A 16,424-nucleotide genomic window follows, 5' to 3' on the forward strand; every position below is an offset into this window, starting at 1 on the left:
GAGTGGCATCGCGTCACTAGGGCCTCCGTGGCCGTCGGAACTTGGCGATAAAGAATCCATCCATATTGTGATGATGAGGCAGTATCTGCCATACCCCTTTCTGCAGTTGTTTCAGATCTCTCTCCTCTGCTGCAAAAGGCAAACTTTCCGACAAGTCGACCGAAACAAACTCGGGTTTAAGCTGCCGGAAAGCTTTAACCACTTCAAAGTTTTCTTCCGGCTCCGTGGTACAGGTCGAATAAACAAGCTCTCCGCCCTCCCGCACATGATCGGCAGCTTTCAGCAGGATTGCCAGCTGGAGTTCTGGCAGTTCGCTAATCTCGTCTTCTCGCTTCTGCCAGCGCAGATCAGCTCTTTTTCTAAGCACACCCAAGCCCGAACAGGGCGCATCGACCAGGACCCGGTCAAATTTCTGTTCAATTCCTTCCAAAATTCGGGCGTCGCCCTCAATCGTTTTTATTATCGAAATTCCAAGCCGTTCGGCTGTTTCCTTAATCAACTCAAGTTTTTTGGGATACATATCTACTGCAATGATGACGCCCTTGTTTTTCATTAATTGCGCCAGATGCGTCGTCTTTCCTCCTGGCGCACTGCAGACGTCAAGCACACGGTCCCCATCCCGAACGCCCAGGATATGCGCAGCCAGCTGAGAGCTTTGATCCTGAACCGTGAAATATCCGTTTTGAAATTCCTCAAGTTGTTCCAAATTGCCGAAATCTTTCAGAATTAAGCTTTCCGGCGTATATCTGCCGTCCGTTGCTTCAATTCCCTTGCACCCCAATAGGGTCTTAAGTTCCTCTCTTGTGGTCTTTAGGGTGTTAACCCGGATGGAAGTCAGAGCAGGTTCGTTATTGGTTTTCAGCAGGGCTTCCGTTTCTTCCTTCCCCCACCTTGTCAACCAGCGCTTGACCATCCATTCAGGATGGGAATATCTGACCGAAAGATAGCGGACTATTTTTTTCTTTTGATCCGGCCATTCAAAATTCCAGCCTATTTCAGTCGCCTTGCGCAGGACACTGTTGACAAGCGGGGCATAGGTTCGGTTCAGTTGATTCATCAGGTCAACACTCTCATTGACCGCAGCGGGCATCGGCACTCTGTCCATAAATAATATCTGAAAAACACCGATCCTTAAAACAGCCCTGACTTCCTGCGGCAATGCGGACATCGGCTTATTCAGATGTTTTCTCAACGCATAATCCAGCGTCAATTTGTTTTTTAATGCCCCGTTGACTAAAGCGGTAGCCAAATTTCTGTCCCGGCTCAGGGTCAGTCCGGAAAGCTGGGAACGCAAAAGAAGATTGGCATAGGCCCCTTCTTTTTCGACCCGCGTAAGAATACGCACGGCTATTAGCCGTGCGTTTTGATCGTTTATGCGTTTTCGCGTACGTTTGTTTTCTTTTTCAGCAATAGGATCATTCTTCTCCATCATTTTTTCTATCCCATTCTTTTTATTCTCTTGATCCGGTACTAATCATCCCGGCCTTGTGCAATCCATACAAAGCGTAGCAAGGTCAGAATTGCCGTCAGTGCTGCGGCAACATAGGTAAGGGCGGCTGCACTGAGCATCTTTTTTGCGCCCGTCATCTCTTCTGTCTCTTTAATAATACCGCTGTCTCCCAGAAAAGCTAAGGCTCTGTTGCTGGCATTGTATTCAACAGGAAGCGTAACGATCTGAAACAGAACCGCAAACGCAAAAACATAAATCCCAATATCCAACAAGAAGGATATCGACGGTAGGAACAGGCCGAGAAGAATCAAAATAGGCCCTGCCTGGCTGCCAAATGAAGCTACCGGCACAAAAGCTGTCCTGATTTTCAATGGAACATAGCTGTCAGCATGCTGTACGGCATGACCTGTTTCGTGGGCAGCAACAGCCAGCGCTGCAATAGATGTGCTGTTATATACACCGCTGCTGAGCCTTACAACATGAGTCCTCGGGTCGTAGTGGTCCGTAAGGTTACCGGCAACCTGTTCTACCTGAACATCATAAAGACCATTTTCATTCAGTAGGGCTCTGGCTACGTCCGCGCCTGTTGCCCCTGAACTGCTCCTAATCCTGGAATATCTGCTGTAAGCACCACTAACTTTGGCCTGAGCATAAATCGTTAGGATAATTGCTGGAATTAGTAATATAATTGTCGGATCAAATAAAGGCATTATCATCTATTTTCCTCCTTCAAAAGCCTGACCTGACCAAATAACAAAAGAATCATACATCATATGCTTCTTTCAAGGTACCGAAAGAAGCATTATTTAAATATCTAAAGTATATCTATTTAATCTTAGATTTTGCTTAAAAAGTAAGAAATAAGCATGCCAGTTACTGAAATCGGTCATCCTCTTTCAGCCTGTAGCCGTTATAGAAGTCCTGAGCCCGCATCCTTTTCTTTCCTGCAGGCTGAAGTTCTGTAATTTTCAAAATACCTTCTCCGGTCTTAACGAGTAGTCCCCCTTCAGTAAGGGATAAAATACTTCCCGGCAAGCTGTTCTGTAGTGCATTTCCGGACAAGTCAAGCTTTCCAGGCTGTTCACTCAGCCATATTTTAACCTGCTCTTCCCGAAAAAATGCAAATGCACCCGGCCAGGGATTCAGCCCGCGAATCCGGTTGTGAATTTTTGCAGCAGTCCACGACCATTCCAACCGTTCATGTTCTCTGGTCAAAAGCGGTGCATAGGAAGAACCTTCCGGCTGCGGAACCGGATAAACCGCCCCGTTCTCAAGCCCTATCAGCGTATTGAGTAAAGCCTTAGCCCCAATTCGCGCCAAAACATCGTGTAATTCACCGGTTGTAGCCTCCGGGGATATCGGATATTCCTTCATCATCAACATCGCACCCGTATCGAGCCCTTCATCCATCAGCATCGTCGTAACACCGGTTTTTATCTCCCCGTTCATCACGGCCCAATGGATCGGTGCTGCGCCGCGGTAAGCAGGAAGTAGCGAAGCATGCACATTGATGCAGCCGTAAGGTGGTATTTCCAAAATCTCTTTTGACAAAAGCTGTCCGAAAGCAACCACGACAATACACTCCGGCTGCAAATCCTTGATTTGCCGGACTGCTTCCGCAGTTTTGATTCTAGCAGGCTGAAATACAGCAAGTCCATACTTCTCAGCAAGCACTTTGACCGGACTCGCTTTCAATTTATTCCCTCGTCCCGCAGGTTTGTCGGGCTGGGTAAAAACGCCGCCGATTTGATGTCCTGAAGCATAGAGCGCCTCCAGGACAGGCACCGCAAAATCCGGTGTTCCCATAAAAACAAGCCGCATCTGACACTGTCACTTCCCGTTCCGTATTCTAAATGCAAAGACTCTCTCTTCGCGCGTCTAGTAAATCTTAGCCATAAATCTTATACCCCATATTTTGTCTGCGTGCTACAATTTCAGCGTCAAGCGGACTAAGATACTACACATTATAAATCTTGTCCGCGATATCAACAAACAGTATCCCATCAAGATGATCCGTTTCGTGCTGCATCGCTCTAGCTAGGAAACCATCGGCATGATATTCCTTCATCTCGCCATTGCGGTCCATGGCCTGAACTACCACTTCGGCCGCCCGTTTCACCCTGCCAGTCTTATTTGGGACACTTAAGCATCCCTCTTCATCTGCTTCCGAACCGGTTTTTTTAATAATCATCGGATTGATCAGTTCTAAAAGACCGTCTCCGACGTCGATCACCACAACTCTTTTGGATACGCCGACCTGGGGAGCTGCAAGCCCTACCCCTTTCGCCTCATACATGGTCTCAGCCATGTTATCGAGCAATTTGATAATATTCGGGGTAATTTTCTTGACTTCTATTGCTTTTTCCCGCAGAATATCTTCTCCAATTTTTACTATCTGGTAAACGGCCATTACTGGGTCCGCTCCCTTCTCACGCAATTTCTAAAATAATATCCCATAAAAAAACCATATAATCGAATTATACATTTTTGAAAGCCTGAAAGCAATTAACACCTTAAGAGCGACGTGTCAGACCTCCCTCAAATATGTTGTATTTAAGATAGTGGATTTACTTCAATACTGATATTGATCCCTGAGCTGGCCGTTCCAAGATAGAAAGCCCGGACTCCTTGATGGACGATCCTACGGAGAACCGCTGGATTCTTTCCTTTGACCGATACCTGCCAGCGAAATTCATTCTTCAGCCTGGTCAAAACAGCCGGTGCCGGGCCAAGAATCACATATTCCTGATCCTGATCAGCAAGCACCAGGCGGATGCTGTTGGCTAGGTCCTGAGCCGCCTTGATTACCCGATCTTCTTTTTCATGAAAAATCATGATCCTGATGATATGGGCAAATGGCGGATAATTTTGCTGTTTCCGGTAAGCAATCTCTTCCCAGAAAAAGGCTGCATAATCCTGTTTGGCTGACCGCAGGATCGATCTTTCTTCAGGTGAATAGGTCTGGATCACCACTTCGCCGCCTTTAGCTCCACGTCCTGCCCTACCAGCAACCTGGGTCAGCAGCTGAAAAGCTCGTTCTCTGGATCGAAAATCGGGCATATTGAAAAGCTGATCGGCAGAGATTACCCCGACAAGGGTAACGTTGGGAAAATCCAGCCCTTTGGCCAGCATTTGGGTCCCGACAAGAATCGGAACCTCTCCGCTGCGAAACCGTTCTAGAATTCTATTGTATTCCCGGGAGCCGGAGGTCGTATCCGTATCCAATCGTAAGACTTCAACTCCGGGAAACAAAGCAGAAACCTCTTCTTCAACTTTTTGGGTTCCCTGGCCGAAGAAACGAATAAACCGGCTGTTGCATTCCGGGCAACGGTGAAAAACATCCTGTTGGTAATTACAGTAGTGACAGCACAACTGCTGATGATGACTGTGGTATGTCAGGGAAACATCACAATGCGGGCAGCGTGCGACATAGCCACATTCACGGCAAAATACAAAGGTCGAATAACCTCTGCGGTTCAGAAAAAGGATACTTTGTTCTCCGTTGTCAATTCTCTCCTGGAGCTTGTTTCTAAGTGCCATGGAGAACATTGTTTTATTGCCGCTAGCCAGTTCCTGTTTCATATCCACAATATCGACAGTGGGTAAAGCCTGTTGGTTGAAGCGTTCTTCCAGTGACACAAGACCAATCTTATCCCTTTGGGCCGCCGCATACGCTTCCAGGGATGGGGTAGCGCTTCCCAGAAGCACAAGCCCGCCTCTGTCCTCCACCCTTTTCCGGGCGACGTCTCGGGCATGATACTTGGGATTTTCATCCTGTTTATAAGCGTTATCGTGTTCCTCATCCAGTATGATCAGTTTAAGGTTTGACAGAGGCGCAAAAACAGCAGAGCGCGCTCCGATAATCACGCGCTTATTCCGTTGCAGGATTTGCTCCCAAATTGCTAGTTTATCGCTGGAACTGATGCCTGAATGAATAATTCCGACCATATCTCCGAACTGTTCCAGAAATATTCTGGAGATCTGAGAAGTAAGTGAAATCTCAGGTACAAGCAGAATAACATCACCCCCTTCAGCCAGTACCTTTGCCACCAGCTCTTTATAAACCTCTGTCTTGCCACTGCCGGTTATCCCATGGATCAAAACCGTTCCGCCATCATTTTTATTGCGAAACGCCAGAATATCCTGGAAAACTTTTTCCTGGGCAGGACTTAATGTGCCTGTAACGTGCCGAACGGAACCAGCTGTTATCTGCTCAATATTGTTTCTTATATCGACGTCTATGTCTTTATCTGTGTCTATATCTGTGTCTATATCAATTTTATTCTCTATGTTATTTTTTTTTCTTTCATTCAAGTCGGAACTGCCTGCTTTTCCAGAAAACCGTATTTCTTTTTTGATCCATCCCTGCTTAAGCATATCCTCAAGCAGTTCTTTCTTCGCCCCGCTTCTCTTTAGCAGGACATTTTCCGACAGGCCTCCCCGACGCGACCTGTTAAGGGTTTTTAAGACCTGGAATGTATCCGGATCGAGAAGCTCCAAAACTTTAACGTCCTCATCGTCCATGCCGGCCATGGAAGTCATCCAGGTTTCTCCCTTTCCCTTTAAAAAAGGCCACACAGAATGAAGGGCTTGCGCTTTTGGGCAGATCGTCGTCTCCGAAAGCCAGCAGGCCAGTTCTATGAGCTCCGGTGGAATTAGACAGTTTTCTTCCAGGACCGCTTCTATGTTGCGGAATCTGGGCTCACCGTCGAGTTCAGGCGGGTCGGAACTGATACTGACAACTAGGCCCCGGACTTTTCTGTGCTTAAGCGGGACAACCACCATCATCCCCGCATGAATTACGAGATTGTCCGGAATATAGTAATGAAAACTCTGATCAAGACGCCTGTTGGCGACGTCGACCAACACCTCTGCGTATCCGCTCAATTTCAAAGGCTCCTCCCTGCTGATGTCAAAAAATCGGATGCTGTATCAATTATAGCAGATAACCTGTCATCTGTTCATGCTGAAAAAATGTATGCAATATGAAAATCATTCTGACGCAGAAAAAGTATTTGCCGAAAAATCTCTGATATGACGGCGTTCCTCGGGCGTCAGCCTAAACTGTTCCATAATGAATTGATCCAGGATTTCAAACTGATCTTCCCCGACGATGATTTGGTTCGTTAATTGCAGGATATGGTCAATCACTGCCTGTTCCCATAAGGGCAGCGGAAGCAGTTCCAGATCTCCCCTGAGCACTTTCAGGGTATGGAATTTCTTGCGAAAAAGAAATTGATAAAGGCTGCTGTTAAATAAAGCAAGAATTACTTTCACCGGATAGTTTCCTGGTTCGGGGATCAGGATATTGGCACTGTTCAGTGTAAGACTGCCTTGATCATCATAGGCGAAAACAAGTCTTTCAGAAATGAAGCGGTAAATCAGTTTCTCCGCCGTCCTGTATTTATGTTCCGGTGCTGTTTGCTGGAACTTGTCCGGCTGAAACCGTAAAAAAGAAGACGGCTTCTTCAGAACGAATTTATCCACATCTGATCCCTTATAGATTGGCTCAGCACCCGGCTCGTTCGTCTGAAGCAGGTATCTCCGATTATCTCCGGTGACAATTCCCAAGGCCCAGTCGGCCTTATCTTTCAGGAAAGTATGTCGGGTCGAATAGACCTTGCTGAAAATGGCTTCGTCCTGGCTGCTCAGGTAAATATCAAAAATATGCCAGGCATTACTTCGAAACCTTTCCTGAGAGACCAGGTATTCTTGTTCCGGAAATTTCACCAGAACTTGATCCTTCTCTGACGGTAAGGCCTTTCTGAGGTCAAGGCGGATCACGGCTGAGAAGACATTTTTAAATCTCCTGCCCAGATATTCGATCCTGATGATCTGACAATTCTCAAGCAGATATCCTCTGATATCAGCATGGGCACGGATATTCAGGATGGATTCCGGCAGAATAAACGAGACAACCCCTCCATCTTTCATCAGATCAAGACTCACCCTGAGAAAATAAGAAAAGGACTCCCCGGAAGTTATTTCCGGAAACTCCACAGCCATTTTCTGGCGGACACTCAGATCAATCTCCGCTCCCCACGGAGGATTCGTGGCAATAAAATCAAATTTCCCGAAAGCGGAAGATTCCCGTTCCATATCGGTTAAAGTATTGCAGTGGATGATGTTGGGGTGAAAATCCCGGGAACATGTCAACAAAAGATTGAACCTGGCAATCCTTACCGATGTCAGATCGAGGTCCATCCCATAGATGTTTTCGGGTTCATCCATATTCCGGGCAAAGGATAAAAGATACTGGCCCGTACCGCAGCAAGGATCAAGCACCTTCTGTCCGCTGCGGATATAAGCCCGGGCAGCGTCATTCGCTATGCCCGGCGGGGTGAAGTAAGAACCAAGGCGGGCTTTATTCCCCTCCATGGTCAGCGATTGATAGATAATGCCCAATATATCTTCTTCTAAAGGAAAACGGATGTTAAAAAGATATTCAAGGTGCTGAGAATCCGGCCTGCCGTACGAAAACTTCAAAGAAGATTCTAAAGAAGATTGCTTAGATGTCCTGAGCATATCCTGATAAAAATTCTTCAGCTCCATGCGGACATGCTGTCGCTGGAAAATAGCTTCCGGAAGATCAATAATTTTTTTCAGGTCATCGGAAAGTATGTCTCCCGAGCTCCGAAAAAGATTCAAAGCCAGAACGAAGACTGTCCATCCCCGGTCTATGTTATGCCGGATCAGATAAGCCAATAGATCCATGATCTGCTTACGTGTTCTTTTGTTTAGGATGTATTCTGTCGGGGCAAATCGTTTATCAGCACCGGCTTTGTTTGCTCTTTTTCTTAAGCGGTCAAAATCTCCCTGCGCAATCCGTTCCCGAAGCAGAAACACCTCATCAAGATCAAAGACCTTTCCGTCAGGATCAGAAGGATGGAGATAGCCATGCCGGATCCAGTTGCGGACACTCGGCACAGATATCCCCAGGATTTCTGCGGTTAACTTTGAATCAATTCGATGATTATCCATTTCTGCAGTCCTGTCGTTTTAGATTAATCCAGGTTGCCTACCTTTTTGTTTTCCTGACTGTTCACCGCATAGAAAAGAGAATCGAGGTTGCGGACTAAGTCCTTTGCAATTTGCGGTTTATTCATCGTATAGATATGGACACCGTCAATATCATTCGCAAGTAATTCCACAATTTGTTTGGTCGCGTAAGCAATGCCGGCATCTTTTAGGGCTTCCATGTTATGCTCAAATTTGTCAAGTATTTTAATCAATTTCTGCGGCATCCGTGCATTCGACAATGCTAATATTCTTTCAATCTGAACCCGATTAGTGATTGGCATGATCCCTGCCAGAATCGGAACATTAATGTTCAGCTTAGCAACTTTCTCCTGGAAACGGAAGAAGGCGTCATTGTCATAAAATAACTGTGTAATAAGAAACCCGACTCCGGCATCGACTTTCCGCTGAAGGTTTTCAATATCCTGGTCTTTATCGGGGCACTCGGGATGGCCTTCCGGATAACAGGCGCCGCCCAGACAGAAAGAATGTTTGTTCTGGATATAAGCGACAAGATCAGAAGCATATTGGAAATCCCTTGCCCTGCCGATCTCACCCGCACCCTTCGGAATATCTCCCCGTAAAGCGAGAATATTGGAGACATTGCTGTCTGCCAGCTGTGTCAGTGTTTCCTCGATTTGTTCTTTGGAAGAGGTAATACAGGTCAGATGAGCCAAAGAATTAATGTTGTATTTGTTTTCAACAATGGATGCGATTTCTGCAGTCGTTTTGCTGGTACTTCCTCCAGCACCGTAGGTAACACTGATAAAATCAGGACGGAGCGGTGCTAGGGCATCAATCGTATCATAAATGACCTCTATAGATGAAGTAAGTTTTGGTGGAAAAATCTCAAAAGATACGACCTTTTTCTGTTGGAACAATTCGCAGATAAACATTCTAAAACCTCCTTCATCTTTAATACAATCCAAATTTATTCAATTGGAATAAGCACCGGAATTGAATCATTGGATGTTGAGTCCTTTAATCCCTATGTCGGTGCGGAAATGGGCATCAGGGAACTTGATACTATCGACGAGCGCATAGACATTCTCCCTAGCTGCCGCAATAGATGCATCACGGACGGTGACGCCAAGTACCCGGCCGCCTGAATTGACTAGTTTTCCGTCTTCCATCTTTGTGCCGGCATGGAAAACTACCTGATTTTCTTGGGTCGTCGGAAGACTGATCGGAATCCCCTTCCGGTATTCACCCGGATAGCCGGGAGCAGCCATGACCACACACAGCGCGGTGCCGGCATGCCATTCGATTTTGACTTCGGGCAGTTTCCCGTCGATACAAGCCTCGAAGATTGGGATCAAGTCCGACTTGAGCAGGGTCATCACAACCTGTGTCTCAGGATCACCGAACCGAACATTGTATTCCAGAAGTTTAGGGCCTTTGGCCGTAATCATTAGGCCTAAAAACAGTACGCCGGTAAATGGAGTTCCTCTTTGGCGCATAACTGAAAGCGTCGGCTGAGCAATCGTATCGATAACTTCCTGTTCTAACGCTTTGGTCCAGAAAGGAGGTGGAGAATAAGTCCCCATTCCACCTGTATTTAACCCCATATCCCCGTCGAGCGCTCTCTTGTGATCCTGAACGGGAGTCATCGGGAGAGCCTTTTCACCGTCGCAAAAGCACAGCAGGCTGACCTCCTGCCCCTCCAAAAATTCTTCAACCACGACCTTGTCTCCAGCAGCACCGAAGGCCCCACCCATAATGGTCTCGATGCCTTCAAACGCCTCTTCCAGTGTAGCTGCCACAATGACCCCTTTACCTGCCGCCAAACCATCCGCTTTAATGACAATCGGGGCGCCGGTTTCTCTAATATATCTTTCTGCTTCACTCTTCTCGGTAAAAGTCCGGTAGTCTGCTGTCGGAACCTTCGCCTGTACCATAATTTCCTTGGCAAAGGCTTTGCTGCTTTCAAGCGTTGCTGCCGCTCCGGACGGGCCAAAAACTCTGAGTCCTGCAGCCTGAAAAGCGTTGACAATTCCCAGACTAAGTGGTTCCTCAGGACCAATAATCGTAAGATCAATCCCTTCATCCTTGGCGAAGTCAACCAAAGCGTTAAGTTCATTGGCCTTGATCGGAACATTCCATTGCGCTGTTCCTGCGTTACCCGGAGCTACAAAGAGTTTCTGACAAAAAGGACTCTGATTGATTTTCCAGGCAAGGGCATGCTCTCTTCCTCCTGAGCCTACAAGCAGAATTTTCTTCCCGTTATTTTGACATCCAGACAAGTCAGCCATCCTTTTTCCACCTCAATAAGTAATATTTATTCTTAGTGCTCAAAATGTCTTCTTCCGGTATGGAGAATAATCATTCCAAGCCTGTTGGCTGTTTCAATCACTTCTTTGTCCCGAATGGAACCACCGGGATGAACAATAGCTTTGATCCCATGGGAATGAGCCAGTTGGACCGTATCCGGAAACGGGAAGAAAGCATCCGAAGCCATATAGGCACCCTGTGCTTTTTCTGCAGCCTGCTCAAGCGCAATTTTGGCCGAGCCGACCCTGTTCATCTGGCCGGCTCCGACACCAATGACCTGCCTTTTCGTTGAAATAACAATCGCATTGGACTTGACATGCTTGCAGGCTTTCCAGGCAAACTCCAGTTCAGCCAGATCATCTTCGGTCGGCTTGGCTTCCGTGACGACTTCCCATTCGGCAGGCGGTGTCGTTCCTTCATCCTCATCCTGAACCAGGAAACCACCATTTACCGTACGGATTTTCCAGCCCCGCGTCTTACAGCACGCTTCCCTGCCAACTGCAAACAAACGAAGGTTAACTTTTGCAGCCAAAATTTCTTTCGCCCGCGGGCTAAAATCTGGAGCAATGACCACTTCGTAAAATTTCTCTTTAATCGCTTCAGCTGTGGCTTCATCTACCACACGGTTAAGTGCAATAATTCCGCCGTACGCCGAGACCGGATCCGCTTCCAGTGCTCTTTGATAAGCTTCCAGCAGTGAGTTTCCAAGCGCAACACCACATGGATTGGTATGTTTAATGATCACACAGACGATCTTGTCATATTCCGCAGCAATCTTCCACGCTGCGTCCATGTCCATCCAGTTATTGTAGGACAGCTCCTTGCCCTGAAGCTGCTGGCCATAGGCAAGTGTCCCCTTCCCAGCCTCTGGGTCCGCGTAAAAGGCCGCCTGCTGCCCGGGATTTTCTCCATAGCGAAGATCCTGCACCTTAGCCGCCACTACACGGAGATGCTGCGGAAAAGAGGCTTTTGTATCGATTTGACCTTCCAGATATCCGGCAATCAGACGGTCATATTCCGCCGTATGCGCAAACGCTTCGGCTGCAAGTTCTTTGCGCAAGGCCAATGGGATGCCACCGTTCTCCCTGAGGCTCTCAAGCACCCTGCCGTAGTTTTCCGGATTGACGATAATAGTTACTCTGTTGTGATTTTTCGCAGCCGAACGGACCATGGTCGGTCCGCCGATATCAATATTCTCGATCGCTTCTTCGAAGGTAACCCCTTCTTTAGCAATTGTTTCTCTGAAAGGGTAGAGATTTACGCAAACTAAATCGATAAAATCGATTCCGTTTTCCGCGCACTGAGCCCGGTGTTTCTCAGTATCAATGGCGAGGATTCCGCCGTGAATCTTCGGATGGAGGGTTTTAACCCTGCCATCAAGGATTTCCGGAAACCCTGTAATTTCACTTACATAACGAACAGGAATATCCGCTTCTTTCAATGTCTTATACGTACCACCTGTTGAAATCAGTTCAAAGCCCTCGGCAACAAGGCCTCCGGCAAATTCTACGATACCTGTTTTGTCTGAAACACTGATCACTGCTTTTTTCACCATCATGTCAACCCCCTATCATCATTCCTCGGAGACTTCCTCAGAACAATCCTAAAATTATCCTTTAGAACCCCGAATAATCCTTAAATGCGCCGATACATTCGTGCCAGCTCAACCCTAAATCTTATACATCCTGGCGGCATATTTCTCGTAATACTGCATTGTCTTGCAGCTCCTTGCTTTACAAGAAATCTGCTCGCCATTTATGATAATTTAGGGTTGACAAGGTACTCGCAATTATGAATCTCTGAGGACAATCACTCTTCTTCCCTCTCTTTTTATCTTCCCATTCACAATAAGTCTGACTGCCTCTGGATAGATGGTGTGCTCAACTTTCAGAATTCTTGCAGCCAGCTGATCGGCATCATCCTCAGCAAAAACCGGCACCGCCTCCTGCAGGATAATCGGTCCAGAATCCATTCCCTCGTCCACAAAATGCACCGTGCAGCCGCTGACTTTAACACCATATTCTACTGCCTGTTTTTGGGGATGTAAGCCAGGAAAAGACGGCAGCAGCGAAGGATGGATGTTCAGAATGGGATATTTGGCCCTGCGGATAAAATCCGGGCTTAACACCTGCATGTAACCGGCCAGAATCAGCAGTTCCGTATCAATGACTTCAAGCCAGTTTAAGATATCCGTTTCCTGAGAGTTCTTGTCCGCATAGCTTTCCCTCGGAAAGGTACGGATCTGAATACCGGATTTTTCTGCCCTAACCAGAGCTTTTGCGTCTATTTTATTCGAACCTACGCCCACAAATTCTACAGGAAGCCGTCCATCCTGCCATTCGTCCAACAAGGCCTGCAGGTTGCTGCCACGCCCTGAAGCGAGTACGGCAACTTTCATCGATAACTCACTCCTTGTCCAGAAATCACACTGCCTATCCTGACCGGCTCTTCCCCGTTTCCAACCAGAATATCCATGGCCTGTTTTTCATTTTCAGGATGAATGACCAGGACAAAGCCAATTCCCATATTAAACGTCCTTAACATCTCCGGATCTTCAACCTTGCCAAGTTTCTGCATCAATTGAAATACCGGCGGAATTTGCCATGCAGAAGTGACAATCTCCGTTCCAAGTCCGGACGGCAGAATCCTTGGAATATTTTCAGTCAAACCGCCGCCGGTAATATGTACCATACCGGGAACAGCCATCTTATCCAGAAGGGCCAGCACTGACTTTACATAGATCCTGGTCGGGATAATCAGTACCTCCCCGAGTGGCCTCCCGAGTTCCGGGAACACCTTGTCAAGCGGGTATTCCGCAAAAATCTTGCGGACAAGAGAAAAGCCGTTGCTATGCAGTCCGCTGGACTTCAGACCTAAAAGGATATCCCCTTCGCGGATGTCCGAACCGTCGATCAGCTTGTCCCGGTTCACCGCACCGACAGCAAAGCCGGCAATATCATATTCTTCTTCAGCGTAAAAGCCGGGCATCTCAGCAGTTTCGCCGCCAATGAGTGCACAGCCTGCCAGACGGCAGCCTTCAGCCACACCGCCTACGATGGAGGCAATTCTTTCCGGAACCAGCTTTCCTACCGCAAGATAATCGAGGAAAAACAATGGCTCGGCACCCTGGACCAGAACATCATTCACGCACATCGCAACAGCGTCCTGGCCGATGGTATCATGCTTATCCAACTGAAAAGCCAGGCGCAATTTTGTTCCGACACCATCCGTACCGGAAACCAGCACGGGGTCAGAATATTTCTGCAGATCCAGGCTGAACAATCCGCCAAATCCGCCGAGTCCCCCTAAAACTCCGGGCCGCCAGGTTGCAGCTACTGCAGGCTTAATTTTCTCCACAGCTTCATTTCCGGCCTGGATATCCACACCGGCATCTTTATAGGTAATTCCCATGATTACTCCCCCTAACGGTTCGTTTAACACTCCATGTCTTCTTTAGAGAACTTCTTCGGAACAGTGGTCGGATAATCACCGTTAAAACAGGCCAGGCAAACTGGATCACTGCCTAAAGCCTTTTTCAGCCCTTCCTCCGACAGATAGTACAGGGTGTCCGCTCCTACAAACTTACGAATTTCATCAATGTTCATTTGATTGGCAATCAATTTTTCCCTTTCAGCTGTATCGATGCCATAATAACAGGAATACTTCACCGGAGGTGAGCTGACCAGTAGATGAACCTCCTTGGCGCCGCATCCTTTGACCATCTCGACGAGCTTGGAGCTCGTTGTCCCTCTGACAATCGAATCATCAATCATCACAACCCTACGTCCGCGGATGACCTGTTTGTTGGCATTCAGCTTAATCCGGACAGCAACTTCTCTTAACTCCTGCGTTGGCTGAATGAACGTCCGTCCAACATACCTGTTTTTGAGCAGCCCCTCCTCAAAAGGGATACCCAGCGTTTGGGCATAGCCCAGAGCGGCCGGCGTCCCGGAGTCTGGAACCGGAATAATCACATCAGCCTCAATCGGACATTCTTTCGCCAGCTGAACACCCATTTGCCTCCTGCTTTCCCAGACATTCAGATTATCCAGCGTACTGTCAGGCCGTGCGAAATAAATATATTCAAAAGAACAGGGAGCAATCCGTTCCTGCGGCGTACCCAAACGGGTATGAAGTCCTGTTTCGTCAATTGTCACGACTTCTCCTGGTTTAACGTCCCTGACAAATTCCGCGCCGATCGTATCAAGTGCACAGCTTTCCGAAGCAAAACAGTACCGTTCTCCCAAACGTCCGATGCACAAGGGCCTCAGACCATGGGGATCTCTCGCCCCGACAATTTTGTCTTCAGCCATAATTAGCAGTGCATAGGCTCCTTTGATGTCAATCATCGTTTTGATAATTGCATCTTCCAGGCTATGCCTGCGGTAACGTGCAATCATATTCAGAATGACTTCGCTGTCAATGGTTGTCTGAAAGACTGTTCCCTGACTGCCAAGTTCTTGTCTGATTTCTACGGCGTTCGTCAGATTCCCATTATGTGCGAGCGCCATCATCCCATTCTGAAAGTGAACAACCAGCGGCTGTGCATTCGATAACAGACTTGAACCCGTTGTTGAATACCGGACATGTCCGATCGCCATTTTCCCTTGCAGACCTGCAAGCAAATCAGGCGAAAATACCTCGGATACCAAGCCCATTCCTTTTTCTACAACGATTTTTCTTCCATCGGAAACAGCAATCCCCGCACTTTCCTGTCCCCTATGCTGCAGCGCATAAAGGCCATAATAAGTCAGACGGGCAATTTCCTTTTCAGGAGCAAAAATTCCGAAGAGACCACACTCCTCTTTGGGCTTGTCATCCCAGAACAAATCCACAGTCAAGGACTCCTTTCATCTACTGTCATATACTGTCTCTGTCCCTAGCAATTATGTTTTAGTATCGTATTTTAGTGATCGCTTTAAGCATTTTCTACGGCGTTCTTCAGACGGGTATATACTTCGGCATACGCTTCTTCAATCTTGCCGAGATCGCGGCGGAAACGGTCCTTATCCAGCTTTTCTCCGGTATCTTTGTCCCAGAAGCGGCAGGTGTCCGGAGAAATCTCATCTCCGAGCATAACTTTACCGTCAATCAGACCAAACTCCAGCTTGTAGTCAACCAGATCAATCCCAGCCTTGGCAACAATTTTGTTCATAAGCTCATTGACCTTCAAAGCAATTTCTTTCATTTTGTTGATTTGTTCGATCGTTGCCCATCCCATCGCAATCGCATGGGTTTCATTAACCATCGGATCACCGAGCGCGTCATCCTTGTAATAAAGCTCAAGTACAGGAGAAGCCAGAGGATAACCCTCTTCTTTGCCAACCTTCTTCACGAGACTGCCGGCTACAATATTACGGACAACGATTTCCAGCGGAACCATCTGCAGGCGGCGAACAATTTGTTCTCTGTCATTTAAAAGCTCAACAAAATGTGTATCCACGCCGTTTCTTTGAAGATAGGAAAACATCATTGCGGACATCTTATTGTTGATGATCCCTTTATCAACAATGGTGCCCTTTTTTATCCCGTTAAAGGCAGTTGCATCATCTTTATACTCGACCCAGAAAACATTTTTGTCATTCGTATCATAGATTTTTTTGGCTTTGCCTTCATACAGCATTGCAAGCTTTTCCATATCATAACCCTCCAGTATTCAATGTCTAAATTAACACCGATATTCAAT

At 47.2% G+C, this 16,424-nt stretch carries 13 protein-coding genes; all 13 read right to left on the reverse strand.

Translation table 11 applies throughout. The features are described from left to right. Positions 1 to 16: 16 nt before the first annotated feature. Complete coding sequence (gene rsmB / locus C1I38_RS05875) at positions 17 to 1,432, reverse strand: 16S rRNA (cytosine(967)-C(5))-methyltransferase RsmB (protein WP_119774316.1); 1,416 nt, start codon at positions 1,430 to 1,432, stop codon at positions 17 to 19. Positions 1,433 to 1,470: 38 nt separating this feature from the next. Next, the gene (locus C1I38_RS05880; protein WP_119774449.1) at positions 1,471 to 2,160 is read right to left on the reverse strand and encodes a zinc metallopeptidase; all 690 of its coding nucleotides are present in this window, start codon (positions 2,158 to 2,160) and stop codon (positions 1,471 to 1,473) included. Positions 2,161 to 2,323: 163 nt separating this feature from the next. Next, on the reverse strand, positions 2,324 to 3,271 hold the full coding sequence (gene fmt, locus C1I38_RS05885) for a methionyl-tRNA formyltransferase (protein WP_119774317.1): 948 nt from the start codon (positions 3,269 to 3,271) through the stop codon (positions 2,324 to 2,326). 136 nt (positions 3,272 to 3,407) lie between these two features. Beyond that, positions 3,408 to 3,860: a peptide deformylase gene (def, locus tag C1I38_RS05890; RefSeq protein WP_020492824.1), complete on the reverse strand. Its 453-nt coding sequence runs from the start codon at positions 3,858 to 3,860 to the stop codon at positions 3,408 to 3,410. Between the two features lie 143 nt (positions 3,861 to 4,003). Then, positions 4,004 to 6,337: a primosomal protein N' gene (gene priA / locus C1I38_RS05895; protein WP_119774451.1), complete on the reverse strand. Its 2,334-nt coding sequence runs from the start codon at positions 6,335 to 6,337 to the stop codon at positions 4,004 to 4,006. A 105-nt stretch (positions 6,338 to 6,442) separates the two neighbouring features. After that, a complete protein-coding gene (locus C1I38_RS05900; RefSeq protein WP_119774319.1) occupies positions 6,443 to 8,431 on the reverse strand; it encodes an N-6 DNA methylase in 1,989 nt (662 codons plus the stop codon). 23 nt (positions 8,432 to 8,454) lie between these two features. Next, complete coding sequence (gene metF, locus C1I38_RS05905; protein ID WP_020492827.1) at positions 8,455 to 9,363, reverse strand: methylenetetrahydrofolate reductase [NAD(P)H]; 909 nt, start codon at positions 9,361 to 9,363, stop codon at positions 8,455 to 8,457. A gap of 66 nt (positions 9,364 to 9,429) precedes the next feature. Next, a complete protein-coding gene (gene purD, locus C1I38_RS05910) occupies positions 9,430 to 10,719 on the reverse strand; it encodes a phosphoribosylamine--glycine ligase (protein ID WP_132102108.1) in 1,290 nt (429 codons plus the stop codon). Positions 10,720 to 10,751: 32 nt separating this feature from the next. After that, positions 10,752 to 12,293 carry a bifunctional phosphoribosylaminoimidazolecarboxamide formyltransferase/IMP cyclohydrolase gene (gene purH / locus C1I38_RS05915; protein ID WP_165904916.1) on the reverse strand — a complete coding sequence of 514 codons (1,542 nt, stop codon included), beginning with the start codon at positions 12,291 to 12,293 and terminating at the stop codon, positions 10,752 to 10,754. Positions 12,294 to 12,527: 234 nt separating this feature from the next. Then, complete coding sequence (purN, locus tag C1I38_RS05920; protein ID WP_020492830.1) at positions 12,528 to 13,136, reverse strand: phosphoribosylglycinamide formyltransferase; 609 nt, start codon at positions 13,134 to 13,136, stop codon at positions 12,528 to 12,530. Further along, the gene (gene purM / locus C1I38_RS05925; RefSeq protein ID WP_119774325.1) at positions 13,133 to 14,149 is read right to left on the reverse strand and encodes a phosphoribosylformylglycinamidine cyclo-ligase; all 1,017 of its coding nucleotides are present in this window, start codon (positions 14,147 to 14,149) and stop codon (positions 13,133 to 13,135) included. The genes purN and purM overlap by 4 nt, the downstream gene beginning before the upstream one ends. 23 nt (positions 14,150 to 14,172) lie before the next feature. Beyond that, a complete protein-coding gene (purF, locus tag C1I38_RS05930; RefSeq protein ID WP_119774327.1) occupies positions 14,173 to 15,573 on the reverse strand; it encodes an amidophosphoribosyltransferase in 1,401 nt (466 codons plus the stop codon). Between the two features lie 83 nt (positions 15,574 to 15,656). Next, positions 15,657 to 16,376, reverse strand: a complete 720-nt coding sequence (gene purC / locus C1I38_RS05935) for a phosphoribosylaminoimidazolesuccinocarboxamide synthase (protein ID WP_119774328.1) — start codon at positions 16,374 to 16,376, stop codon at positions 15,657 to 15,659. Positions 16,377 to 16,424: the final 48 nt, after the last annotated feature.

Origin of the sequence: Dehalobacter sp. 12DCB1 (assembly GCF_004343605.1) — a bacterium.
Taxonomy (GTDB): Bacteria; Bacillota; Desulfitobacteriia; order Desulfitobacteriales; family Syntrophobotulaceae; genus Dehalobacter.

Bases quoted from the DNA above. Each gene is read 5' to 3' on its own strand.
- rsmB (WP_119774316.1), bottom strand. From the start codon at position 1,432: ATGATGGAGAAGAATGATCCTATTGCTGAAAAAGAAAACAAACGTACG.
- C1I38_RS05880 (WP_119774449.1), bottom strand. From the start codon at position 2,160: ATGCCTTTATTTGATCCGACAATTATATTACTAATTCCAGCAATTATC.
- fmt (WP_119774317.1), bottom strand. From the start codon at position 3,271: ATGCGGCTTGTTTTTATGGGAACACCGGATTTTGCGGTGCCTGTCCTG.
- def (WP_020492824.1), bottom strand. From the start codon at position 3,860: ATGGCCGTTTACCAGATAGTAAAAATTGGAGAAGATATTCTGCGGGAA.
- C1I38_RS05900 (WP_119774319.1), bottom strand. From the start codon at position 8,431: ATGGATAATCATCGAATTGATTCAAAGTTAACCGCAGAAATCCTGGGG.
- metF (WP_020492827.1), bottom strand. From the start codon at position 9,363: ATGTTTATCTGCGAATTGTTCCAACAGAAAAAGGTCGTATCTTTTGAG.
- purD (WP_132102108.1), bottom strand. From the start codon at position 10,719: ATGGCTGACTTGTCTGGATGTCAAAATAACGGGAAGAAAATTCTGCTT.
- purH (WP_165904916.1), bottom strand. From the start codon at position 12,293: ATGGTGAAAAAAGCAGTGATCAGTGTTTCAGACAAAACAGGTATCGTA.
- purN (WP_020492830.1), bottom strand. From the start codon at position 13,136: ATGAAAGTTGCCGTACTCGCTTCAGGGCGTGGCAGCAACCTGCAGGCC.
- purM (WP_119774325.1), bottom strand. From the start codon at position 14,149: ATGGGAATTACCTATAAAGATGCCGGTGTGGATATCCAGGCCGGAAAT.
- purC (WP_119774328.1), bottom strand. From the start codon at position 16,376: ATGGAAAAGCTTGCAATGCTGTATGAAGGCAAAGCCAAAAAAATCTAT.